This window comes from endosymbiont 'TC1' of Trimyema compressum, assembly GCF_001584725.1.
Lineage (GTDB): Bacteria > Bacillota > TC1 > TC1 > TC1 > TC1.
Window position 1 is genome coordinate 983,978 of record NZ_CP014606.1, and the last position, 20,615, is coordinate 1,004,592.

Annotated in this window: 26 protein-coding genes, 6 tRNA genes, 1 pseudogene and 1 riboswitch; of the genes and pseudogenes, 2 read left to right on the forward strand and 31 right to left on the reverse strand. The window is 34.3% G+C overall.

Annotation, left to right across the window (positions count from 1 at the left end):
• Positions 1-762: 762 nt before the first annotated feature.
• The 29 genes and pseudogenes from dapA to AZF37_RS06240 form a co-directional block, all read right to left on the reverse strand.
• The gene (gene dapA / locus AZF37_RS06135; protein WP_088370030.1) at positions 763-1,623 is read right to left on the reverse strand and encodes a 4-hydroxy-tetrahydrodipicolinate synthase; all 861 of its coding nucleotides are present in this window, start codon (positions 1,621-1,623) and stop codon (positions 763-765) included.
• Positions 1,624-1,635: 12 nt separating this feature from the next.
• The gene (locus tag AZF37_RS06140; protein ID WP_088370031.1) at positions 1,636-2,643 is read right to left on the reverse strand and encodes an aspartate-semialdehyde dehydrogenase; all 1,008 of its coding nucleotides are present in this window, start codon (positions 2,641-2,643) and stop codon (positions 1,636-1,638) included.
• 22 nt (positions 2,644-2,665) lie between these two features.
• A complete protein-coding gene (gene dapB, locus AZF37_RS06145; RefSeq protein ID WP_342668630.1) occupies positions 2,666-3,451 on the reverse strand; it encodes a 4-hydroxy-tetrahydrodipicolinate reductase in 786 nt (261 codons plus the stop codon).
• Between the two features lie 81 nt (positions 3,452-3,532).
• A riboswitch (Lysine riboswitch) is annotated at positions 3,533-3,699 on the reverse strand.
• Positions 3,700-3,763: 64 nt separating this feature from the next.
• The gene (locus AZF37_RS06150; protein ID WP_088370033.1) at positions 3,764-4,531 is read right to left on the reverse strand and encodes an ATP-binding protein; all 768 of its coding nucleotides are present in this window, start codon (positions 4,529-4,531) and stop codon (positions 3,764-3,766) included.
• A gap of 16 nt (positions 4,532-4,547) precedes the next feature.
• Positions 4,548-5,270: a DnaD domain-containing protein gene (locus AZF37_RS06155; RefSeq protein ID WP_088370034.1), complete on the reverse strand. Its 723-nt coding sequence runs from the start codon at positions 5,268-5,270 to the stop codon at positions 4,548-4,550.
• On the reverse strand, positions 5,267-6,436 hold the full coding sequence (locus AZF37_RS06160; protein WP_088370035.1) for an aminotransferase class I/II-fold pyridoxal phosphate-dependent enzyme: 1,170 nt from the start codon (positions 6,434-6,436) through the stop codon (positions 5,267-5,269). Before AZF37_RS06160 ends, AZF37_RS06155 begins: the two co-directional genes overlap by 4 nt.
• A gap of 13 nt (positions 6,437-6,449) precedes the next feature.
• Positions 6,450-8,861 (reverse strand): leucine--tRNA ligase, encoded by a 2,412-nt coding sequence (gene leuS / locus AZF37_RS06165; RefSeq protein ID WP_088370036.1) that lies wholly within the window; start codon positions 8,859-8,861, stop codon positions 6,450-6,452.
• Between the two features lie 321 nt (positions 8,862-9,182).
• Entirely contained in the window at positions 9,183-9,374 is a 192-nt protein-coding gene (locus AZF37_RS11720) for a PTS sugar transporter subunit IIC (protein WP_425425420.1), read from the reverse strand.
• Entirely contained in the window at positions 9,349-9,735 is a 387-nt protein-coding gene (locus AZF37_RS11725; RefSeq protein WP_245611915.1) for a PTS sugar transporter subunit IIC, read from the reverse strand. The genes AZF37_RS11720 and AZF37_RS11725 overlap by 26 nt, the downstream gene beginning before the upstream one ends.
• A gap of 38 nt (positions 9,736-9,773) precedes the next feature.
• Entirely contained in the window at positions 9,774-10,028 is a 255-nt protein-coding gene (locus AZF37_RS11730) for a PTS sugar transporter subunit IIC (RefSeq protein WP_245611916.1), read from the reverse strand.
• A 126-nt stretch (positions 10,029-10,154) separates the two neighbouring features.
• Positions 10,155-10,229: transfer RNA gene (locus AZF37_RS06175), tRNA-Gln, on the reverse strand.
• Between the two features lie 5 nt (positions 10,230-10,234).
• Positions 10,235-10,319, reverse strand: a tRNA-Tyr gene (locus tag AZF37_RS06180).
• Positions 10,320-10,326: 7 nt separating this feature from the next.
• A tRNA-Thr gene (locus AZF37_RS06185) sits at positions 10,327-10,402 on the reverse strand.
• Positions 10,403-10,407: 5 nt separating this feature from the next.
• Positions 10,408-10,483, reverse strand: a tRNA-Asp gene (locus AZF37_RS06190).
• Positions 10,484-10,490: 7 nt separating this feature from the next.
• A tRNA-Glu gene (locus AZF37_RS06195) sits at positions 10,491-10,565 on the reverse strand.
• 29 nt (positions 10,566-10,594) lie between these two features.
• Positions 10,595-10,671 (reverse strand) — tRNA-Pro (locus tag AZF37_RS06200).
• A gap of 228 nt (positions 10,672-10,899) precedes the next feature.
• Complete coding sequence (locus AZF37_RS10525) at positions 10,900-11,061, reverse strand: hypothetical protein (protein ID WP_162473943.1); 162 nt, start codon at positions 11,059-11,061, stop codon at positions 10,900-10,902.
• Positions 11,054-11,431, reverse strand: a complete 378-nt coding sequence (locus tag AZF37_RS06205; RefSeq protein ID WP_088370037.1) for a GTP-binding protein — start codon at positions 11,429-11,431, stop codon at positions 11,054-11,056. Before AZF37_RS06205 ends, AZF37_RS10525 begins: the two co-directional genes overlap by 8 nt.
• Before the next feature lie 226 nt (positions 11,432-11,657).
• Positions 11,658-12,476 (reverse strand): ASKHA domain-containing protein, encoded by an 819-nt coding sequence (locus tag AZF37_RS06210; protein WP_425425465.1) that lies wholly within the window; start codon positions 12,474-12,476, stop codon positions 11,658-11,660.
• A gap of 18 nt (positions 12,477-12,494) precedes the next feature.
• Positions 12,495-13,045 (reverse strand): annotated as a pseudogene (locus AZF37_RS13340) (ASKHA domain-containing protein); the annotation flags it as partial.
• 409 nt (positions 13,046-13,454) lie between these two features.
• Entirely contained in the window at positions 13,455-14,312 is an 858-nt protein-coding gene (locus AZF37_RS06220) for a PucR family transcriptional regulator ligand-binding domain-containing protein (RefSeq protein ID WP_483855413.1), read from the reverse strand.
• Positions 14,291-14,467, reverse strand: coding sequence for a hypothetical protein (locus tag AZF37_RS10535; RefSeq protein ID WP_162473946.1), 177 nt, complete (start codon positions 14,465-14,467; stop codon positions 14,291-14,293). The genes AZF37_RS06220 and AZF37_RS10535 overlap by 22 nt, the downstream gene beginning before the upstream one ends.
• Positions 14,468-14,569: 102 nt before the next feature.
• Positions 14,570-14,749 (reverse strand): monomethylamine:corrinoid methyltransferase, encoded by a 180-nt coding sequence (locus tag AZF37_RS13345; protein WP_162473947.1) that lies wholly within the window; start codon positions 14,747-14,749, stop codon positions 14,570-14,572.
• Positions 14,694-14,828, reverse strand: a complete 135-nt coding sequence (locus AZF37_RS12350) for a hypothetical protein (RefSeq protein ID WP_281178837.1) — start codon at positions 14,826-14,828, stop codon at positions 14,694-14,696. The genes AZF37_RS13345 and AZF37_RS12350 overlap by 56 nt, the downstream gene beginning before the upstream one ends.
• 259 nt (positions 14,829-15,087) lie before the next feature.
• Positions 15,088-15,303: a hypothetical protein gene (locus AZF37_RS06225; protein ID WP_088370041.1), complete on the reverse strand. Its 216-nt coding sequence runs from the start codon at positions 15,301-15,303 to the stop codon at positions 15,088-15,090.
• 77 nt (positions 15,304-15,380) lie between these two features.
• On the reverse strand, positions 15,381-16,016 hold the full coding sequence (locus tag AZF37_RS06230; RefSeq protein WP_088370042.1) for a monomethylamine:corrinoid methyltransferase: 636 nt from the start codon (positions 16,014-16,016) through the stop codon (positions 15,381-15,383).
• A gap of 145 nt (positions 16,017-16,161) precedes the next feature.
• A complete protein-coding gene (locus tag AZF37_RS06235) occupies positions 16,162-16,515 on the reverse strand; it encodes a cobalamin-dependent protein (protein ID WP_088370043.1) in 354 nt (117 codons plus the stop codon).
• A 358-nt stretch (positions 16,516-16,873) separates the two neighbouring features.
• Positions 16,874-17,041, reverse strand: coding sequence for a hypothetical protein (locus tag AZF37_RS10545; protein WP_162473949.1), 168 nt, complete (start codon positions 17,039-17,041; stop codon positions 16,874-16,876).
• Between the two features lie 11 nt (positions 17,042-17,052).
• Entirely contained in the window at positions 17,053-18,054 is a 1,002-nt protein-coding gene (locus AZF37_RS06240) for a uroporphyrinogen decarboxylase family protein (RefSeq protein WP_088370044.1), read from the reverse strand.
• Between the two features lie 336 nt (positions 18,055-18,390).
• Here AZF37_RS06240 and AZF37_RS06245 point away from each other — a divergent pair, with 336 nt between their 5' ends.
• On the forward strand, positions 18,391-18,729 hold the full coding sequence (locus AZF37_RS06245; protein ID WP_088370045.1) for a uroporphyrinogen decarboxylase/cobalamine-independent methonine synthase family protein: 339 nt from the start codon (positions 18,391-18,393) through the stop codon (positions 18,727-18,729).
• A gap of 373 nt (positions 18,730-19,102) precedes the next feature.
• Positions 19,103-19,270: a hypothetical protein gene (locus tag AZF37_RS10550; RefSeq protein ID WP_162473950.1), complete on the forward strand. Its 168-nt coding sequence runs from the start codon at positions 19,103-19,105 to the stop codon at positions 19,268-19,270.
• Between the two features lie 116 nt (positions 19,271-19,386).
• Here AZF37_RS10550 and AZF37_RS06255 read toward each other — a convergent pair whose 3' ends face one another.
• Positions 19,387-19,923 carry a DUF3658 domain-containing protein gene (locus tag AZF37_RS06255; RefSeq protein WP_088370047.1) on the reverse strand — a complete coding sequence of 179 codons (537 nt, stop codon included), beginning with the start codon at positions 19,921-19,923 and terminating at the stop codon, positions 19,387-19,389.
• Positions 19,924-20,246: 323 nt separating this feature from the next.
• A complete protein-coding gene (locus tag AZF37_RS11735; protein ID WP_483855410.1) occupies positions 20,247-20,576 on the reverse strand; it encodes a WCX domain-containing protein in 330 nt (109 codons plus the stop codon).
• Positions 20,577-20,615 lie beyond the last annotated feature (39 nt).

Consider the following 20,615-nt stretch of genomic DNA (forward strand, 5'->3'; position numbering starts at 1 on the left):
AAGAAAAGAAATTTCGACATTTATTAACAATTGAGCAATTCCAAAATAAGGAAGCAGCTAATTTATTGTTTAAACGTTATTATTTAGAACCAATTAAATACCAAACAATTATTTTTAAAGAACTGGTTAAAAATAAAATTATTCATCAGAGTAACCCTAGTATAGTAGCCCTCCAATTTTTCTCACCAATATATATGCTCATAATAAACTGTGAAAAGGGTTTTCTTTTAAAAAGCGAAGCACAAGAAAATTTAAAAAATCATATTGAGCAGTTTATTCAATTATATTATCAATTAAATTAGAAAGAATTTAGATTATGTTTAATTCATATTTAGGAATCCATCTAAAAATAATATCAACACTTTTAATACTGGGATCCATTATTTATTTTATATACATTTTAAAAAATCTTAATATAGAAGTTCTTCGGGAACACACTTTTATTATTTTATTCTTCTTAGGTTTAGCGCTGTCTATAATTTCTGGAACTAGAGACGCCATTGGTACGCTTACTGGCTTTCCTACCCAAGGCACTCTATTTCTAATCTTGTGCGGATTAGGTGCACTTGCATTCATTATTGGTCTCATAGCACTGATTTCCAAATTTTTCAATACGGATCTTATCTTTTAATGTTTATAATTATTACTAAAATATTACTTGTTGAAGTAAGGCGAATTATACTGCTATTTAGTTCTTAAATAGCCAAAAAAGCCTAGCTGGGATTTATCAAGCTAGGCTTTTTGTATATATTAAAATCTAAACTAAATTATGTTTTTTAAGAGAGTATCCACTATTTTCTTACCTTGTAAATCCAATGGTACTAATGGTAAGCGAACTTCTTCGGTATCAAATCCCATTCTTGAAAGTGCATACTTCACTGGCACAGGATTACTATCACAAAACAAATCCTTAAATGCATCAAAATATTCTAAATGTAGCTCTCTAGCCCTGTCTTGATTACCAGCTAAAAATGATGTAACCATTTCATTAATTTCTTTTCCAATAATATGAGAAGCAACACTGACAATACCGCAACCACCTATTGAAAGAATTGGTAATGTTAAGCCATCATCACCACTATAGATTAAGAAATTATTATCAGTATTTCTTCTAGTTAAACTGATTTTTTCTAAATTTCCACAGGCTGCTTTTAAAGAGCTAATATTAGGTATTTTACTTAAAGCAGTAATAGTATCCACTTCAATTTCCTTAACACTTCTACCTGGAATATTATAAAGCATAATAGGCTTATCTGTTACACTTGCAACTGCTTTAAAGTGTTCAAAAATACCTCTTTGATTTGGCTTATTGTAGTAAGGGGTAACTAAAAGAAAACCATCAATACCTAAATCATGAACTTCTTTTGTAAAGCTCATAGACCCTCTTGTGTTAAATGAGCCTGTTCCCACCATAATAGGAACAGAAATCACATCTTTAACAGCTTTAATAAGTTCAATTTTTTCCTCTTTTGACATAGTAGGATTTTCACCTGTGCTACCACAAAGCAAAATAGAATCACTACCATTTTTTTCTAGAAATTGCGCAAGTCGTTGAGCCTCTTTATAGTTAACTTGGTCTCCTCTAAACGGTGTAACCATTGCCGTCATAACTTTTCCAAACATGATTTTCTCCTCCTAAACTAATTCTTCTTCAAGAAGCAGTTCTGCAATTTGCACAGCATTAGTTGCAGCACCTTTTCTTAATTGATCAGCTACTACAAAAAAGCTAATGCCATTATCAAAAGCTAAATCTTCTCTCACTCGACCTACATAGACCTCATCTGTATCAGAAGTAAAATAAGGCATAGGATAGATGTTATTTTGAGGATCATATTGGAGTACAATGCCTTTTTCATCCGATAATAATTCTAACGCTTCATCTCTTGTAATTTTATTTTCAGTTTCTATAGTTACTGATTCAGAGTGGCTTCTTAAAATAGGTACTCTTACAGCTGTAGCTGATATTTTCATATCATAGTCATTAAATATTTTTTGTGTTTCCAAAGTCATTTTCATTTCTTCTTTTGTATATTCATTGTTCATGAAAATATCAATATGAGGAATTAAGTTAAAAGCAATCTGATGTTGAAACATTTCAACAGTTGGACTTTCTCCTGCAAGTACTTCTCTAGTTTGTTCAACTAATTCGTCCATAGCCTCTTGACCTGCACCACTTACTGCTTGATAAGTAGAAACAATTATTCTTTTAATTCTTGACTTATTATAGAATGGTTTTAATGCCACACACATTTGAATAGTTGAACAGTTAGGGTTAGTAATAATACCATTATGATTGCGAATGGCTTCAGGATTCACTTCTGGTACAATTAGTGGCACATCATCATCTAAACGGAAAAAGCTACCATTATCAATAACAATTACACCTTTTTTTACTGCTTCTCTAGCATACAATTCACTGGCCTTGCCACCTGCAAAAAAAGCAATATCCACGCCATCAAAAGCATCTATTGTAGTCGCCTCAATTGTATATTTTTCCCCTTTATAAGTCATTTTTTGACCTGCTGAACGCTCGGTAGCTAATAATTTTAAGCTACCAATAGGAAAGTTTCTCTCCTCTAATATTTGAAGTAAAGTAGAGCCAACTGCTCCAGTCCCTACTATAGCTATGTTATACTGTCTCATTTTTAATCCTTTCTCCTATCTCTTATATTAGTTTGTCTAAGCCTTCAATAAAGCCTTTTTTACCAATTAAATTTCTACATGCCATCATAACACCAGGCATAAATGATTCTCTACTCATACTATCATGACGAATTGTAAGAACTTGACCGATATCCCCAAAAATCACTTCTTGATGGGCTATAAAACCTGGTAGTCTAACACTGTGAATTCTAAAGCCATCTACCTCGGCACCTCTAGCACCAGGAATAAGCTCTTTTTCTTCTGGATTACCCTGCTTATGGCTTTCTCTAACTTTTTCTATTAAACCAGCAGTTGTTAAAGAAGTTCCAGAAGGAGCATCTAATTTATTATCATGATGATATTCAATAATTTCTACATTTTTAAAGTATTTAGCAGCTTTAGCAGCAAACTCCATCATTAAGATTGCGCCAATAGCAAAATTAGTTGCCCAAAGAACACCAATACCTTTTTCAGCAGCTATTTTCCCTAATGTTGCTACTTGTTCAGTTGTTAGGCCAGTAGCGCCAATAACAACAGGTACACCACATTCTAAAGCAGTCTTAGCATTATTATAAACACTTTTTGGCGATGTCAATTCAACCATTACATCTGGCTTTGACTCTTCCAATACTTTTTTTAAATTATCTGATACTACAATAGCATCATCTGTTCCAGCAATATCACCAATAGATTCGCCTACATGAAAAGCATCAACAGCTCCCGCAAGAACCATATCATTTTCTTTTTTAAGGGTTCTGACTACTTCACTGCCCATTTTACCACACGCACCGCAAACACATACTTTCATATTCATACTCCTCAATTTTAATATAAAAATAAGGTCATAAGCATTTTGCTTACGACCTATTAAACCTTAACTAAAATGCTCATCTGAGTTAGCACTCCACATTCCTGTGACAGTTATAAATCTATTAAACTCATAACCAGCCTAATAAGCTCGGGCTTATTTGACTTCGGCAAGTTCCCCTTTTCTATTCCTTCTTTGCTTCCATCTCTGGAATAGTACTAATGGTCCTTGCGACCTCTACTTCGATGAAGCTCATATTCAATTCAACTATAATTAATTATAGGACATTTTACTTACCCTGTCAATAAATCCCTATTTTTCCTTTAACTTTTTATAGCGAATATCTTTATCTGTTTTTAAATTATAGACTTTACATAGCTCTAAAATTCTAGATGCGATTCTCTCATCTAGATACATTTCAATATCATTAAAGTCTAAATTTGTTGTAATCACAGTAGGAAGCATATGATTAAGTCTGTAATTTAATAACAAATAAAGTTGATTCGTCGTCCAAGCTGTATAATTATGAGCACCTAAATCATCTAAAATTAAAACAGAAGCATTTTTAACACCATCCATAAAATTATCCTTACGGCTATCATCAAACATCGCTTCCTTACTTTTTCCCAGTAATTCCGGAACTACATAAAAAACAACATCTCTCCCTTGATTCTTCAGCTCATTATAAATACAAGCGGAAATAAAGGTTTTTCCTGAACCGACTGGTCCAGTAATAAATAAACCTTTAAGGTTTTTTTTACCCTCCATAATTTCTACTACAAAGGACTCACAAGCTACTAATACTTTTGCTGCTTTATCCTCATAGGTTTCACCACTAACTGTAGCATCAATGACTTTATTAGGGTAATACTTAATTTTAAAATCATCTAAAGAAACACCATCTAGCTTTTTAGGCAGCCTAACTTCCCTTTTATAACTATCACAGGTACATGGAAATGCTTTGCCATCAACAACAGAATAACCAGTATCCTTGCATTTTTCGCAAACATAAGTCTTCTCATCTGAAATTGTTAACTTACTAAGCAAAGCATCTAATTGCTTTTTTACACTATTATCCAAAATAATCTCCCTGTTTCTAATTTAAATAAACATCATCGTATTTACTCTTATTCGTAGACTTCTTCTTAGTTTTTTTATTTTTAACTTCAGTCTTGTTTTTTTTTACAGCTTCATTTTCATATGCTGAATTAACTCCTTTTTTCTCCCAGTCTAAAAGAATTCTGTCTATGTATTTGAAATTCAATTTACCTATGAGAACAGCTTCAGTTAAAGCTTCTTTAATCATTGATTCCGAATACATTTTTTCATGTAACCACTCCTGAATATTATCAATTTCAATAGGAGAAAGAATTCTGCCAAACTCCCCTTCAAATAACTGATACATATTGCCTTGGCTAATAATGGCTTCATCAGCAACAACTTCTTTTTTTTCTTCTATATTATGTTGTTTATCTGCTTTTTCTTCTTTGCTCCATAGCTCAAATAATTTTTCAAGTAAAGGGGTTAATGAATAGCTAATAGAACCATTGTTTTCTTCGTGAGTAACCATTCCTTTTTGAATTACATTAGATAATAATAAGAACAATTGACCCTCATCAATACCCATAGTTTTACACAAAAGATCTTCAGCAGGAGACTCATTGTCTTCCCCGTACTTAAAATACCAAAGTTCCATTAACAAAAAACATTCATCCATAGTTAAATTCAACTCACGAAATTTAGTGAAAAGAACTTTTGGCAATGCAACAATTCCTTTCCCTAACATTGATTCTAAAAATTCTAAATAGGTATTGATCATAACTGCTCCTGTAATTTTTTAACAAAACGTTCAATTCTGACTAAAGCTTCTTCTATTTCTTCAATAGAATAAGCATAGCAAATTCTTAAGAAATATTTCCCATTTTCACCAAAGGCAATACCTGGAACAACAGCAACTTCCTCTTCAGCAAGGAGTCTATCAGCAAACTGTTCCCCATCAAGTCCTGTACTCTCAACACTTGGGAATGCATAAAATGCACCCTCAGGTTCAAAGCAAGTTAGGCCAATTTCATTGAATCTATCAACAATAAAACGTCTTCTCTTATCATAAATTTTAACCATTTCTTCCATAGCAGGAACACCGAATCTTAGAGCATGTTCCGCTGCAACTTGAGCCATAATTGGCGCACAGAGCATTGTAAATTGATGAATCTTAACCAATTGAGTCATTACCTCTGAAGGACCACAAACATAACCCAATCTCCAACCAGTCATAGCAAAAGCTTTTGATACACCATTAATAACAAGAGTACGTTCTCTCATATTTGGCAAAGAAGCAAAGCTTGCATGTTTTTTACCATTATAAGTTAGCTCACCATATAATTCATCTGAAATTACAAATAAATCATGCTCTTTAACGACTTCACTAATTTCCATCATTTCTTCTTTTGTCATAATAGCCCCTGTTGGATTCATTGGGTAAGGCATTAGCAATACTTTTGTTTTGTCAGTTAAATGATTAAGAATATCTTCTTTTCTCAATTTAAACTTGTTTTCAGCTGTTAAATTAACTAATACAGGTTTACCACCAGCTAATATAACTTCAGGTTCATAAGCAACATAACTTGGTTTCGGAATTAAAACATCATCACCAGGATTTACAAGAGTTCTCAAAGCTAAATCTAAAGCTTCACTTGTCCCTGTAGTTACTAATATTTCATTTTCGGGATTATAGAATAGATTAAAGCGCTTATTTAAATATTCATTAATTGCTTCACGTAATGATTCTAATCCCCAATTACTAGTATAATAGGTTTCTTCATTGAAAATAGATTGCACTGCAGCATCACTGATAGCCTTAGGAGTAGCAAAATCCGGCTCACCGACCCCTAATGAAATAACCCCCTCAGCATTTTCAAAGTACTTCCTAATACCAGAGGGCTTTAAGGACTTAACGCCCTCAGATACAAATTTACTATAGTCCATAATTAGTCACCTTTTATTTTACAACCAAGTTGAAAATCTTGCCAGGAATATAAATTTCCTTAACAATGGTCTTCCCTTCAAGATGGCGTAAAACACCTTCCTCTTTAAAAGCAATTTCCTTTGCTTCTTCCACAGTACTATTTCTATTAATTGAAATAGTACTTCTCAATTTACCATTAATTTGAATTGGTAATTGCACTTCATCCTCCAGAGTCTTTGACTCATCAAATGTTGGCCATTGTTGTTGATTTAACATGGCAGGATACCCCAACTCTACCCATAACTCCTCTGTAATATGAGGGGCTACTGGATTGAGTAAAATTAAAAATGTCTCCATTTCCTTTCTATTAATAGTTCCTCTATGTAGAAATTCATTGGTTAATTCCATTAATGCAGAAATACCTGTATTGAATTTCAATGTTTCAAAATCTTCACTAACCTTCTTAATCGTTTGATTGATTTTAACTTCCATTTCCTTAGAATAAGTTTCTCCCTCAGTTAAATTAGAAGCCATTTTCCAAACTCGATCTAAGAAACGTCTACAACCTTTAACCCCATTTTGGGACCAAGGCACACTTTTTTCAAAATCTCCAATAAACATTTCATACATGCGTAAAGTATCTGCTCCAAATTCATTGACAATATCATCTGGATTAATTACATTGCCTCTGGATTTTGACATCTTCTCATTGTTCTCACCTAAAATCATACCATGCGACGTTCTTTTTTGATAAGGTTCTTTTGTGTTAACTACGCCAATATCATAAAGAAACTTATGCCAGAACCTTGAGTAAAGAAGATGAAGGGTAGTATGCTCCATTCCCCCATTATACCAATCTACAGGTAGCCAGTATTCAATTTTTTCTTCACTAGCCATAGCTTCTTTATTTTGAGAATCAATATAACGGATAAAATACCAAGAAGATCCAGCCCACTGAGGCATTGTATCAGTTTCTCTCTTAGCTACTCCTCCACAAATCGGACAGGCAGTATTCACCCAATCATCCATTAAGGCTAACGGTGATTCTCCATTATCAGTAGGTTCATAAGTTTCAACTTCTGGTAACTCAACAGGCAAAGATTCTTCTGGCGCAGGAACCCAACCACATTTTTCACAATAAACTAAAGGAATTGGTTCCCCCCAATAACGCTGTCTTGAAAATACCCAGTCTCTTAATTTATAATTAGTAGTTTTCTTCCCAATACCTTTACCTTCTAAAAACTCACTCATTCTTTCAATTGCTACTGGAACAGTTAAGCCATCAAGGAAATCTGAATTAACTAACAGGCCTTTTTCATTATCAGTATAGGCTTCCTTACCAATATCGCCACCAGAAACAACTTCAATAATAGGTAAATCAAAAGCTTTAGCAAATGCATAGTCTCTCGTATCATGGGCAGGCACAGCCATTATAGCCCCTGTTCCATAACCACTTAAAACATAATCTGAAATAAAAATTGGAATGGATTTTCCAGTAACAGGATTAATTGCTCTTATCCCTTCAATTTCTACCCCAGTCTTTTCTTTATCTAACTCAGTTCTTTCAATATCAGATTTTTTAGCTGCCGCCTCCTTATAGTTATCTAAGGCTGTTCCATTTTTAATTTTATCTTTAAGAGTATTAATAATTGAATGCTCAGGAGCAATAACCATATAGGTTGCACCAAATAATGTATCTGCTCTCATTGTAAATACTTTCAAGGATTCATCAGTACCCTCAATTTTAAAATCAACTTCACAACCATAGGAACGACCAATCCAATTTTTTTGTTGTGTTTTTACACGCTCAATATAGTCAACATCATCTAAATCATCAATTAAACGATCTGCATAAGCTGTTATTTTAAGCATCCATTGATTTTTAATTTTCTTGACAACTTCATTGCCACAGCGCTCACATCCTCCATTGACAACTTCTTCATTGGCTAAACCAACTTTACAATTGGGGCACCAGTTAATTGGAAATTCTTTTTTATAGGCTAAGCCTTTTTTAAACATTTGAATAAAAATCCATTGTGTCCATTTATAGTACTCTGGATCTGTTGTATCTATTTCCTTCGACCAGTCAAAAGAAAATCCTAAAGCTTGCAATTGTTTTTTAAAACGAGCAATATTTTGAATTGTCACTTCTCTTGGATGCATTTTATTTTGAATTGCAAAGTTCTCTGTAGGTAGCCCAAAGGCATCCCAGCCCATTGGAAACAGCACATTATAGTCCTGTAATCTTCTTTTTCTCGCCACAATATCCAAGGCCGTATAAGGTCTTGGATGACCTACATGAAGGCCTTTACCAGAAGGATATGGAAACTCAACCAAAGGGTAAAGCTTTGGTTTATCACTCTGATCCTCAGCCTGAAAAACGCCTTTTTCTTCCCAGATATTCTGCCATTTTTTTTCAATTTCATTTGGATTATATTGTTTCAAATCTACCTACCTCCTAATTGTTACATTCTACCAAATTTTATGCTCTTTTACAATGGGGCTCTAACCATTAAACCCCTTATGCAGCTGATAAAAATTAGCTTTGTGTGTATTTAATAATAAATAAAACGAGGATAATACAATTTATTATCCTCGTTTTATTAAATAATATAAATGTGATACTATTTATTCCTCTAATTTTAAATCTCCATCTTTTATCCAGCCTTTTTTCTAAAAAGAAAACCTACAAGACCAATTAGTAACAATGGTATAAGAAACTGAATTGCTAAGATTTTAGGTATGGATTCCACCCACCCCATTACATCAATAGTGGCCAATTTGACCAACTAAACCACTGCTTCCCATGCCTGCTCCAATAGAACTAGTTTCCATTTTAAAAACCAGAATAGAAATAGGGCCTAAAATACCATCTAAAATTAAATTAGGCAACCAAATAATTGTCTTTTTAAGAATATTACCCATCTGTAATTTAGGCGTGCCAATACCATGAGTCATAAAACTTGAAATACCATTGTCTCTGTAGCCTAAAATTGCAAAACCCATCATTTGAACAGCAACAACCTGTTAAGGCAGCGCCTGCAGCAAGACCATTAATTCCTAAAGCAATTGATAATGCTGCACTACTGGTTGGTAAAACCATAATAATCCCCATAATAACTGCTAAAAGGATACCAGTAGGAATAGGTTGAAGTTCAGCTGCTCCATTAATACAGCTACCTAAAAATGTCATAAAAGCACCAATAGGAGGCGCTATTAAATAAGCGGTTAATGCTCCCGTTAAAATTGTTACAAAAGGTACTACAATTAAATCTAATTTAGTTTTTCCATTTACTAGACGACCTATTAGGATACCCACTGTAGCTGCTACAATAGCACCTACAGGCTCATTGGATTTTAATATAGCCGTGTTTTTTTGCGCACACCGCTGTCGATAACTACAGCCCCAGCTCCAAAGGCTTCTGTAACAATAGAACTGTAAAGGACAAGTGGCGGTGCTTTTAATTCGTAAGCTACACCTACACCAATAGCTGATCCTAAGAATAAACCAGCAACCATACCTATTTCATTTAATATTGGCAAACTAAATAATAGAGCCAGTTGTTTAAGAATTAAACCTGTTACTAGAGTAGCAAATAAACCATACGCCATACCATTTAGAATTTTAATAAAAAAATTTCTAGCTTTTATCGCCTGGTTCTTTAATCGGTTTTGAGTCATTTTCACCTTCCATAAAAAAGTTTAATACTTTTCTTTATAGATGTTTGTTTTAAAATATGGCTGGGGTAGCTGGATTCGAACCAACGCATGCCGGAACCAAAAACCGGTGCCTTACCACTTGGCCATACCCCAGCGTTTGGTGGGGAGAGCAGGATTCGAACCTGCGAAGTCGTCGACAGCAGATTTACAGTCTGCCCCCTTTAGCCTCTCGGGAATCTCCCCAAATAAATGGAGCTGGTGATGGGACTTGAACCCGCAACCTGCTGATTACAAATCAGCTGCTCTGCCAATTGAGCTACACCAGCTTACATGGCGACCCCGATCGGATTTGAACCGACGATCTCCTGCGTGACAGGCAGGCGTGATAACCGCTACACCACGGGGCCTAGATGTTGGTGACCCGTAGGGGAATCGAACCCCTGATACCGCCGTGAAAGGGCGGTGTCTTAACCGCTTGACCAACGGGCCATCTAGAATATTAATTTAATAAAAATTACTGGTCGGGGCGGAGGGATTTGAACCCCCGACCCTCTGGTCCCAAACCAGATACGCTACCAAACTGCGCTACGCCCCGAACCTGAACGCAAGAATAATTATATCATAATGCAATTAAATGTCAATGGCTTTTTAAAAATATTATCATTCCTTTTTATTTTTATTTAACGGCATTACTTCCAGTTTTTCTAAAGCTCTCTGATCCCCAGATTTTTTAGTATTTCAGAAGCAAGCCTGCCAACTTTTTCAATCGACAATCCATATAATAACACATTATAGTCTAGTTTTGCAATAGCTTTTTCACCATTTAAATCACCTTTATAACTGCTTCACCTGATGCTGTAGTCTCTTGCACAATTCCATTAAAAACCTCTTCTACAAAGGCTTTCCAGCCATTAGCATTCAATGGTTTTTCCAAAGAAATAGTAACCGATGCTGCATAAGCGGTTAACGCTGCTTCGCTATCCATTGAGAACCTCCTCATAATGAGCCATAATTGATTCTTCCTTATCAGTAGCCATTTTAATAACTTTTTTGTCAGGAAAATCAGCTTGAATATCATTTATTATATTCTGAACTTCTTGTTCAGATGCTGAATCAATTTTATTCATAATTAACAAGTCTCCTGTTTTTATCTGATTGAACAAAAGTTCGCCAATTACTTGTTTTAAAATAAACCATCGAGTTACATCAATTAATGTTATTATTTTTAAATCCATACCTTCTGGTGCAAATTTTAAAATATCTTGCAAAAACTTTTCAGGTCGGGCAATGCCTGATACCTCTAGAAGAATATCTTGAACATCGTATTTTGTGCCAACAACTTTCAGTAAGGGAATTTAAATTACCCATTTGTCCACAAATACAGCCCCAAAAAATTTCATAAACATCTGTATCCAGTTATCTCATTAAGCTTCCATCAATGCCAACATCCCCAACATCATTAACAATTAACATTATTTTTTATGTTCTTCCATTACCATTTTTTTGCCAATGTCGTTACTAAAGTAGTTTTTCCAGATCCTAAAAAACCACTAAAAAGATAGAGTTTAATCATGCTCCTCCTCATTTTAAGGAAATTGAATTGCCCTCATAAAAACTTCTTGAAAGTCTTTTTTCATTGCAATATCTAAGAAATTTATTTTTTTGGCAATTTTTTTCTCCTTCCAAAACCCCTTCTGTAAAAAGAAGTTTTCTAGCCCCTAAACCAGCAGAATTACCAGCAATCTTTATTTGTTCTGCTTTAACAGATTTAGGAAACAAACCAATTGTAATGGCACTATTTTTATCAATATATGAACCAAAAGCACCAGCTAAAACAACAGATTGAATCTCTTTTCCCTTGACACCTAGGGTCTCTTTTAAAAGAGTAATCGCCGCTAATATTCCTGCTTTTGCTAACTGCATTTGCCTTACATCATTCTTGCTGATATAAATTGCCTCTCCTAACTTATTTTCTTCTGGAAAACTCAATACAAAGCCTTGGTCAGTTATTCTTCTGCGAATATCTTCTTTCAAAAAAGTAGCTTCTTCAGCTTTAATTAAAGAGCTGCCTTTACTTAACACGCCCTCCTTTAACATAACGGCAATGGCATCCACTAGCCCAGAACCGCAGATGCCTTCAGGAGCAGTTTCACCAATAACGCTAACATTCAATCGATTATTCTCAACAAATACCTTTTCAATAGCACCCTTAATACCTCGCATACCCCATAGAATTTCAGCGCCCTCAAAAGCAGGGCCCGCTGCTGACGTTGTTAAAAAACCAACTTTTTTAGAACCTAAGACAATTTCCCCATTAGTCCCTATATCAACGAGTAAATTAATATCTTTATTCTTTAAAAATTGGGTATCTAAGACTGCCGCTACTGTATCACCACCCACTACTTTTTGTCCAGCTATACAAGGCGCTATCCTTAAAAGGCCTTTTGGATGAATATTCACATGGAGAGATTCTGCCCTTACTAAAGGTGGATATTTAAATACGCCCCGATAAGGAACCTTAGCTAAACACTCAGGTGAAACACCTAAAAGCAAACGGCTCATAGTACTATTCCCAACAAGGGTACATTCATAAATTGATTCTTTCTTTATACCACTTTCACTTTCTAAAATTTCAATAAGTTCATTTATAGTATTAACAATTTTTCTTGAAGTAAAGAAAGTCCATGCTTATTTTCCAATGTATAGCTAATTCTTGAAATTACATCTGCGCCAAACTCCTTTTGTTGATTTTCTTTTGAAACTACTGCTATATATTCTCCGGTTTTCAAATCAATTAAAGAACCTACCACAGAGGTAGTCCTTATATCAAAAGCGATGCCATATAGAATATTTGCTGTATTTCCCTCTTCTAAAGCAATAATCCTATCCCCAGAAGTTACAATTGTAATTTCACTAGTTCCATATTCTCTAGAAACTTTACTCAAAGCTTTCAGAGTTTCTATATCCATAGTTACATAGAAATTGTGATCCTATAAAACATTGACAAGTTGCTTTTGAAGACTTTTTCAATTTTCTTCATAAGCCTTTAAAGAAAATACAGTTTTAACTACATTGGCCTCACTGTCTTTTAAAACCTCTTTAGTTTTGTGTAAATTACTTTTTTATCCAATGTTTTCACTTTCTTCAAAACCTGTACTTCTATTGCTTCCGACACTCTATATTTACAGGCTAATTGCTTTTCCCAAGGTGCCTCTAAGCCAAGAGACCGTACTAAAATCTTACATTTATGACATGACCCCGCCACCACATGGATAATCCGTAGGAATATTAGCTGCTTTTAAAACTTTTTTTAATACAGTATCCTCCATAGATTCCACTGTAATATTTTCTAAGGGGAAACAGATTGATTAACTTTGATTATTTTAATGTACCTTTTACACAATGTTTCCCTACAACTCTCTCAAGTGTCTCTGCTCTAAGCTTACCTTTAATTAAAACAACATGACCTTCAGGACATAAGTAATAATTCAATCCTAAAGACTGGTTACGCATTTTCTCAAGAGACGTTTTTTCAAACAAAAACTTTCTTAAATAATTTCTTTTATGTTTTCTCTTAATTTCCAAAATTTTAATATTAGCTCGCATTTCTATTTTAGTTAAAAGAATGCAATAATCTAGAATTTGAAAGACTTCCCTATGAGGGACTCTGCTATCTTTTATTAAAATTATATGTCCTAAAACATCTGAATTCACCTGAATTTCTGAAGCAAACCATTCAATATGCCTATTTTCCTTATTGATATAGTATGCTTGAGCTGTTGTGTAGTAGCCAGCTTGGAGAGGTTTTTTCCATAATCCAACTTGATAAGGAAATGCTTCTTCCTGGTAAGGAGCGGCATAGTAATCGTCACTAATAGTAATAATAGTTTTTAATCCCGTCCACTTATAAACAGATTCAGCCATACCTTGAAAACCATGGCTCATAAATGAATCACTAATCTCTTCTTGAATTTGACTAATATTTTTTATTTCCTTAGTTTCTTTCGTCATTAAATTTGATTCAATAAAATTTGCAATTTCTGTATAAACAGCATAATTTGGCAAATTAATAATGGGAAATTTATAGCGATTGGCCTCCTCCTCTAAAATAGGAGGTAATTTACCATCAAAAAAATATAGTTTCATTGCCAAACAGGCAACATTCTTTTCTTTTAAATCCTTAATAATTGTTTTTTGTCGTTCTATATCATGGGCTAAAAATAACCTGAGGTTAATACCATTTCATGGCCTTTTAAATAATGATGACCATTAAGGGTATCCATTATAGCTACAGATTTCACTACAGCATCATAACTATTTTTATCGGCAGTTAAAAATTTTGATTCTGACAAAAATTTACAACTAAGCAACTCCTCTAATCTAAGCTCCATTCTCGTCATCCCCTTCCCAAATATGAAAAAAGGAGGATTTATGCTCAAGCTAGTTTAACTCTACCTCTGACAAATCCTCCCTTATTCTTTATTATTGCATATTTAACATAGGAAGCATACCATTTCTCCATACACTTTATTTAAAGGCATTCCTAAGTCCATTAATTCATTTTTTACTTTATTGTAGATTGCTTTATACTCAGGTGATGGCTCCATTTTCTTTAAGTCAAAGCATTCTTGAACGGACTTGCCTTTTGGGTGGTGCCAACAATTGCTCTTCATATTTAGGTAGTACTTTCTTCATAATTTCATTAGCTTGTTTTCTAGTCATACCTTGCTGAAGATTTAAATGTTTCTCCACACCAACACGCTTCTAAAGGCGTAATATAGAGTCTGTATAACGGCCACCTGCGGAACGATGCTGTGTTGTTTTAGAAGCACCCTGATACACAGTGATTCATTAGGCCCATTGCTGCTTCATATAAGAACATTTCAGTACATGGTCAGCGGTCTCATTAACAATCTTATTTCTCATAAACCCTGTATTTCTACTTACTGCCTGAATTGCTACACTGTTTGCCAAAATTGCTTTTCTACCACAGTTACCAAATAATTGAATATCATAGAAATAAGAACTTGTGTAATCTTGCCTGTAAAATAGTTGGTAACAACAAGTCTGTAGCAATATTAGCTAAAATAGTACCTTCTGGTGGACCTGCATAACTACCAATGTAAGAAAAGCCTCCTGCTCTAATTTTATGCCCATTATTTAAACCATGAATAATTCTATGGAAATTACTGAAAGTACATTTAAGCTCAACTGGTGTTAGAGACATAGTAACATTGCCTTTTCCTGCAAGTCTGGCCAGCGCCTCCTAAATGCCCAAACTCAGTACAAGCCCCTGCAACTCCATTACAAGCCCCTGCAACTCCAGTACAAGCCATTCCAAGGTCTACCCGCTCTCCAAAGTGCTTCTTGTTTAAGCTTTGATTCATAATCTCCCATTAATGTTTCGTAGGGTGTACCTGCTCTAATAGTTCTACCAAAAACCGTTGTTAAAGTAGGCCCGTGCAGGACATCAACTAACTTATTGTATTTAACAATACCCTCGACTAAAGGCATATACAAATCTTCTGAGCAAGCAATCCCTAAAGATACGCATAAAAGAGGTTCAATAGGATCTTCTGGTTTTCTAGGATGCATAACAACCTGATCTTGACCTTCTCCTAAAATATTCACTTTTTGATAATCCCGAATACACTCTAAAAGCTCACTTTCGTCAATTTTAATAATTCTCTCAGTATCTTCACAAAGTATTCCCAGTTCCAAAGTCAACTCCCAGCCAGCTTTAAAGAAACGATCTGCCAAACTATCATCACAGTTAATAGGATTTTCAGGATCATAGGTTTTTTCTAGTCCATGCTCCTTTAATTTGGAACGTATAGCGCCTGGTACTACTTTAGTATCCCACTCCTTAACTGTACATAGAGGACCACTATATGCTTTGTCTAAATTATTTAGTAATTTTTGAACTTTAATATCATGCATTTCCTTATCCTCCTAATTTAATTCTGAGTCAACAATGAGTGTATCCTGAGCAACAGGTTTACATTGCTTAATTAACTGCTTACACATTTCTAAAGCATCAAAACCAGTTCTGGACCAACCATCAGCTTTAATACCCTTAGCAAAATCAGCAGTAACCGGTCCTCCACCCTACTACATAAAAGTACTTATCTCTTGTACCTGAATCATCTAAATAGCTTACAATATCCTTTAGATAAGGTAGAGAAGTAGTCAGCAAAGTAGAAATACCAATTATGTCGGCATTAACTTCTTCAGCTTTCTCAATAAATGATTTTACTGGCACATCAATACCAATATTATGAACCTCAAATCCATTGACAGATAAAAGAGCTGCTACAATATTTTTACCAATATCATGAACGTCCCCTTTAGCTTGTCCAATTACTACAGAACCTAATTTTGTTGAAGCAATTTCTTCAGTATTCATAGATTCAAAAATAAGGGCAATGACTTCTGTCATTGTGTCATCTGAAACAATTAATTCAGGTAAAAATGCCTCCCCTTCATTGTAGCGTTAATTAACAATATCCATACCCTTTGAAGCACCGTCATTTAAGATTTCAAGGGGCTTATGCCTGCCGCCATAGCTTCTTTAACCAATGCTTTTCCTTCATCGGTTTCACCTTCAGCAATTGCATAACTGAGTTTCTTTAAAATTTCTTCTTTCATAGATAACGCCTCCATTCTTTTTATTCCATAGCCAATTACCCTTGTAATCGTCTAAGTAATTCATTTCTGAGTTAGTCTTCTCCAGGAATAATGCTTTCGTACATAATATCACCATCAATGCATAATGTAGGAATTGCAGTGACACCTCTTTATTTCATTAATTTTACTGCTGCCTTTTCTTTAATCTTATGCTCAATAACTTCAATGTCTCCATCTATTTTTCCGCTCACATCTAAAGCTAGTTCTTTCATATAAGTACAGGGAGCACATCCACCTGAATCCAATGTAAATAATTCTATCAATACCTTCTTACTCATGAGGACCCTCCTTAATCATTTCTATGAACAACATCTGTAATTGCTTTTATATTTTCAGGACTACTGCTATAAGGAATATCACAGCCAGGAGCTAAAATAAATCCTGGTCCCTTGCCTTCTTCAATGCATTTTTCAGCAAAAGCAATATTATCCTCAACTTCACCGAAAAGGATGCCTACTGTCAGTGGTAAATTTCCAGCAAATACCCTTTTCTCTTTTCTAGCTTCTTCTGCTACATAAGCAAAATCTAAGTTCTCATATACGCCAAAGCCATCTGCATTTACTTTAGCTAGATTGGGAATAACTCTCGTTGCATTGCCACAAACAAAAATCAATGAGTATCCTCCTGCTTCTCTGATTAAATCAATACTCTTCTGATAATATGGAGCTGCAAATTTACCAAAGAATTGAGGGCTAATTTGAGAGGTCATAGGGTCAACTATAGCAATAATTTCAACCCCTCTTTTTAAATACATTTTTATCATCTCTTGGCAAACTTCATCACAAAACTCTAAAATTTCCAACACTCTTTCAGGATCTTTAATCATGGCTGTTATCATATTACTACCCAGTAAATGTAAGCCCAATGTAAAGGGACCACATACAAGACCTAATACGCCAATATCATCACCATATTCTTTCATAATTCTTTCTGTTGCTTCCAAAACAATAGGTATTCTACCATCTTCTTCAGTAATCATCTTTAATTCTGATAGAGGAACCCTATCTAAAATATGATCCTTAACTGCTGGTGGATTTTCATCACTCCACAGCAAACCACACCCTAAAGCTTCTACTTCTAGTTGCAAATCAAAGGCAATTGGCAAACCATCTGGATTATACTCTTCTCTAGCTTTTTTAAATCCTTCAAAAATTAAATCTGCTGACTTTAATAAATCTTCTGCTGTTTCACCAATTAAATAGCCACTATGAACGCCAACGTAAGGTAACCAAGGAATCCGTTCAGGATCCCTATTATTTAAGGCTTCCATTAAAATAGATTTGTTATTCATACCCTATCCTCCTCTGCGTTTGAAAAAATTTACCTGTCTCTTAACTTGATTGTATAGCATCATCTTAGCAAAAACTATTTCATTTGATTGCATAATTTCACATACTTTCCATTGCTTTAGTATGCACATTTGGACATGGCACTAAATACATGCTTTTCATGATTCAAAATGTAGCTGTTTTTGCTCTAAATCATAATAAACTAATCTCCAGATGCTCCTATCATTAGATAAATATACATAAAGTATTTGTATATGATATTCTCTAAAAGCTAATTTTCACCATTGCTAAAAGAATAATTAATGGCTATACTAAATCCAATGAAAGAGGTTAAACAGATGGATAAATTACCTTTATTTAGCTGTGGTGGTGATGATCAAATTTTCTTTCCAAACCTACTTATTGAAAAAGAAAAACTGTCCCCTCAGCAAATATTTACGACTGGAAAAGGCATGGCTAAAATGGCTATTGCTTTAAAAAACTTTGAAAATAAAGATACCATTACAATCCCCTTCTCTACCAACATTGAAAGCGAAGCTTTAGGAGGCGCCTTTCAATTAGGTGCAGACATGACAGGACCTATTGTAAAAGACCAAGGAATCTATACATCTATGGACGATATAAAGAATATTCCTCCTATGAATTTTGGCAAAGGCATCCTTAAAGAGATATTGTAAGCAATTGAAGAGATTAAGAAAAAATATGAAACACCTATTGTTTTAAAAATAGAAGGTCCCTTTATAATCTGTGAATTTATAATGTCTACGAGTCTGTTTTATAAAGCTATTTTAACAAAGGATCCAACTATAGTTGATTTTTTAAAAAGATTAAAAAATGATTTACTTCACTATGTGGATTTAGCATTAGAAAAAAGTGTTTCCATAATTTCCTACGGAGATCCCAGTGGTAATTTAAATATAGTGGCCAAAAATTTTTCAAGCAAATGAACCAACTCTTTAATAAACCTTTTTTGAAGCACTAAAAAAGGTTTATTAAAGGGCTAGTCCATATCTGTGGTCAAGTAAAACCAATGGTCTTCGAACTACTGAAATGATCGAGTTGGAACCTTATCCAATCCCAGAAGTTAACAGTTATGCCAGTGCCCTTAATTACGCAACTGCAAAAGAAGAAAATATAATCATAATTGGTAATTATTGTCTCAATCTTGCCCACAGACCCTATAAAAAAGATTTTATTCATAAAGTAAATATAATTTAGAAATTTAAAAAGCCATACAGAAAACCTCTGCACGGCTTTTTAAATTATAATACATATTATTTACTTTGCTATACAAACTACTGAATAGTAAAAGTTCTGGTTGTCTTCTACTATTTCTAACCTGTTTTTCTAATAAAAGCCTTAATTCTCTGGGCATACCACCAATCAGTTACCCCACAATAGGTCCCCTGAATTAATGATAAGCCAATTGCTTCTACTACCTGAAAGTCTCTCTGGGGAAATATTTTCCATAAAACCCAGTCATAAAAATCTTCTTCTAAAGAACAAGGAATACCATTAACAACTGCTCGCAAAGGAGCATTTTCAGTCACTAGTTTTTCCCAAAATAGAGCCACAGCCTTCCGCTCTTCAAAAATGATATTTTTTTCAGTAGCAGAAATCTCTACAATATCCTCTGGAGATAAATCACTTGTCCCATTAATAAACCTAAGACTATCTCCCTCCAATTTAAAAGGGGGTATTTTCACACTGGTAATTCTACTTTTAGAGTCTTGCAAAATATGCATAGCCCAGTAAAATCCACAGGCTTCAGCTGGTGCATCACTCCACCAGATTCTAATATCTTCTCCCATATCCCCTGTCTTATAAAGGCGTTTTAATTGTGTTTTAAAACTCTCACGCTCTTCTTCCACCCAATTGTTTTTTCATATTATGAATTTCATAAATCTCCTTTACCATCTTCATATGAGAGTCTACATCAGTAACCTGAGAGATATCCCCTGATTATGCCAAAAGCCAAATAAGCACTATATCTGTAATCTCCAGAAATCTTAAGCCCTGTATAGGGTTTAACTACAGTATTGGTAATCTTTTCATTACCATAAGTATTCCCAGAAATTTCCACTCCCATAATTTGAGACTTATCCCCTGTGGCTTTCGCCAGACCCAAACTAGCTGCCCCAACTGGGACTAAAAATTAATTCAATCATTTTAACCTCTTCCCTCTTTAATCTAATTAATAGATTGCCATCATTTTAATAATTCTTTCTTTTAACTCATTTCTAATATGCTGAGGCTCAAGGCACTCACATTTATCACCAAAACTCAATAAAATACCATAGCCTAATTCATCTTCTACAAAAGGAAAATCAACAATAAAATAATCACTATCTACAGGTTTAATTGCTGCTTCTTTACACCGTTCAATAACCCGTTCTCTCATATCATTATGGACTTTTAATTTGATATAGACAATTCTTTGATCAACCCAGCCTTTCCCACTTAGATCTTCCTCAATAAATTCTCTAGGCTCAAATAATGAATCTACAATCTTTACCTCAAACATGCGATTTAATTTAAATATTCTAAATTCTTCCCTCAATCT

What these genes read in the sequence shown, in the direction of transcription:
- AZF37_RS13345 (WP_162473947.1), bottom strand. Translation starts at nt 14,749, where the DNA reads ATGAAGAGCAATTGTTGGCACCACCCAAAAGGCAAGTCCGTTCAAGAA.
- AZF37_RS11730 (WP_245611916.1), bottom strand. Translation starts at nt 10,028, where the DNA reads ATGGCGTATGGTTTATTTGCTACTCTAGTAACAGGTTTAATTCTTAAA.
- AZF37_RS06235 (WP_088370043.1), bottom strand. Translation starts at nt 16,515, where the DNA reads ATGACAGAAGTCATTGCCCTTATTTTTGAATCTATGAATACTGAAGAA.
- AZF37_RS06225 (WP_088370041.1), bottom strand. Translation starts at nt 15,303, where the DNA reads ATGTCTCTAACACCAGTTGAGCTTAAATGTACTTTCAGTAATTTCCAT.
- AZF37_RS06155 (WP_088370034.1), bottom strand. Translation starts at nt 5,270, where the DNA reads ATGATCAATACCTATTTAGAATTTTTAGAATCAATGTTAGGGAAAGGA.
- AZF37_RS10525 (WP_162473943.1), bottom strand. Translation starts at nt 11,061, where the DNA reads ATGGATAGCGAAGCAGCGTTAACCGCTTATGCAGCATCGGTTACTATT.
- AZF37_RS06160 (WP_088370035.1), bottom strand. Translation starts at nt 6,436, where the DNA reads ATGGACTATAGTAAATTTGTATCTGAGGGCGTTAAGTCCTTAAAGCCC.
- AZF37_RS10545 (WP_162473949.1), bottom strand. Translation starts at nt 17,041, where the DNA reads ATGAGTAAGAAGGTATTGATAGAATTATTTACATTGGATTCAGGTGGA.
- AZF37_RS06240 (WP_088370044.1), bottom strand. Translation starts at nt 18,054, where the DNA reads ATGAATAACAAATCTATTTTAATGGAAGCCTTAAATAATAGGGATCCT.
- dapA (WP_088370030.1), bottom strand. Translation starts at nt 1,623, where the DNA reads ATGTTTGGAAAAGTTATGACGGCAATGGTTACACCGTTTAGAGGAGAC.
- AZF37_RS06140 (WP_088370031.1), bottom strand. Translation starts at nt 2,643, where the DNA reads ATGAGACAGTATAACATAGCTATAGTAGGGACTGGAGCAGTTGGCTCT.
- AZF37_RS06230 (WP_088370042.1), bottom strand. Translation starts at nt 16,016, where the DNA reads ATGCATGATATTAAAGTTCAAAAATTACTAAATAATTTAGACAAAGCA.
- AZF37_RS10535 (WP_162473946.1), bottom strand. Translation starts at nt 14,467, where the DNA reads ATGGAGCTTAGATTAGAGGAGTTGCTTAGTTGTAAATTTTTGTCAGAA.
- AZF37_RS10550 (WP_162473950.1), top strand. Translation starts at nt 19,103, where the DNA reads ATGATCGAGTTGGAACCTTATCCAATCCCAGAAGTTAACAGTTATGCC.
- dapB (WP_342668630.1), bottom strand. Translation starts at nt 3,451, where the DNA reads ATGAAAGTATGTGTTTGCGGTGCGTGTGGTAAAATGGGCAGTGAAGTA.
- AZF37_RS11720 (WP_425425420.1), bottom strand. Translation starts at nt 9,374, where the DNA reads ATGACTCATGGTATTGGCACGCCTAAATTACAGATGGGTAATATTCTT.
- AZF37_RS11735 (WP_483855410.1), bottom strand. Translation starts at nt 20,576, where the DNA reads ATGTTTGAGGTAAAGATTGTAGATTCATTATTTGAGCCTAGAGAATTT.
- AZF37_RS06245 (WP_088370045.1), top strand. Translation starts at nt 18,391, where the DNA reads ATGGATAAATTACCTTTATTTAGCTGTGGTGGTGATGATCAAATTTTC.